The organism is Bradyrhizobium erythrophlei, assembly GCF_042430365.1.
GTDB lineage: Bacteria > Pseudomonadota > Alphaproteobacteria > Rhizobiales > Xanthobacteraceae > Bradyrhizobium > Bradyrhizobium erythrophlei.
Window position 1 is genome coordinate 1 of record NZ_JBHMET010000182.1, and the last position, 1,448, is coordinate 1,448.

Here is a 1,448-nt window from a genome sequence, read left to right on the forward strand (position 1 = left end):
CTAGGAGCCTGTCCAGTTAGCTCCGGGAAGGCGGTTTTATCCTAATGATAGCGGTTCATGCGGCCCTCGCCAGCTTGACGAGGTTATGAGCGGTGCAGATCAGGGCCCATTCGGCCTTCACTTTGTCGATGCCGCGCAGCAGGAATTGCCTGAACCCTCTTGCCTGTTTGATCTGTCCGAAGACGGGTTCGACGATCTGCTTACGCAAGCGGTAGCGACTTCGGTAGCCGGCGCGCTTGAGCTTGGTGCTCATCCTGGCGATCAGCGATCCGGCTCTTGAAGCCTTTTTCGCGGTGGCGGACTGGGTGCCGTGCTTCTGCCGCCCGGTGGCGATGTAGCCCTCGATGCGCCGCCGCTTGATCGTGCGAAGGTTGGCGGCGGAGCAGTAGCCGGCGTCGGCCGACACTTCGTCGGGATTGGTCCCCAAATTGGCCCTGATCCCGTCGAGCAACGGCGCCAGTTGCGCCTGATCGCTGGAGGAACTGGTCAGCGTCTGCGCCACGATGATCTGATGGGCACCATCGACCGCGGCCTGGGCGTTGTAGCCCTGGATGTAACCGTCCTTGGTCTTCAGGATGCGGCTCTCCGGGTCCGTGAAATTGCGTTGCGCCTTGCCGTCGGGCTCGGTTTTCGTCGGCGTCTTGCCGCTCTTCTTGCGGCCTTCGGCGACGCGACGCTCCTCGGCCCGCGCCTTGCTCTCCGCCTCGGCTGCAGCCTTGGCTTCGGCCTCCAGCGCGGCCTTGGCCTCGCGGATCTTCTCCAGCCGCTTCTGCTTGTCGGCCACCCAATCGGGCATTTCGTCGCCACGCTGGTCGCCGTAGCGCTGGTCCTCCTCCGCATCGGCGGCCTCGGCGGCCTTGAGCCAGCGATCGACCTCCGCTTCAAGCTCCGCTTCCCGCTTCTTCATGCGATCGTAGCTCATCGCCTTGTGCTTGGACGCGTTCGCCTTGATCTTGGTGCCGTCGAGCGCAACGTGCCCGAGCTTCACCAACCCGGCCTTCTCGGCGAGCTTCAACACCTGCACAAACAGGTCGGCCAGCGCCTTAAGCTGCCGCCGCCGGAACTCCGAGATCGTGCGGAAGTCCGGCGGGTCGCCTGCCACGATCATCATGAAATCCGCCCGCTCCACCGTCGCCTTGGCGATCCGCCGCGACGAGTAGATGCCGCTCGCATAGCCGTGCAGAAGCAGCGCCGTCATCATCCGCGGATCAAACGGCGGCTGACCCAGCCCACTCCGGTAGCTGCCCAGGATCGCCGACAGATCAAGGCTTTCCCTGACCAGCGACACGATCAACCGCGAAACGTGGTCTTGCGGCACATAATCCTGCACGCTCGGCGGCAGAAGCTGGGCCTCATCGATCTTCCAGGGGCGAAATTCCTTGCTCATCGCTACGTAGGGAATCAGACTCGCACCCTCTTGACCAGTCACTACTCAGACAGGCTCCTAG

Annotated in this window: 1 protein-coding gene; it reads right to left on the reverse strand. The window is 63.5% G+C overall.

Annotated features, from left to right (window positions below; all coding sequences use genetic code 11):
• Window positions 1-55 precede the first annotated feature (55 nt).
• On the reverse strand, window positions 56-1,387 hold the full coding sequence (locus ACFFWD_RS25920; protein ID WP_376969925.1) for an IS1182 family transposase: 1,332 nt from the start codon (window positions 1,385-1,387) through the stop codon (window positions 56-58).
• Window positions 1,388-1,448: the final 61 nt, after the last annotated feature.

Bases quoted from the DNA above. Each gene is read 5' to 3' on its own strand.
- ACFFWD_RS25920 (WP_376969925.1), bottom strand. From the start codon at position 1,387: ATGAGCAAGGAATTTCGCCCCTGGAAGATCGATGAGGCCCAGCTTCTG.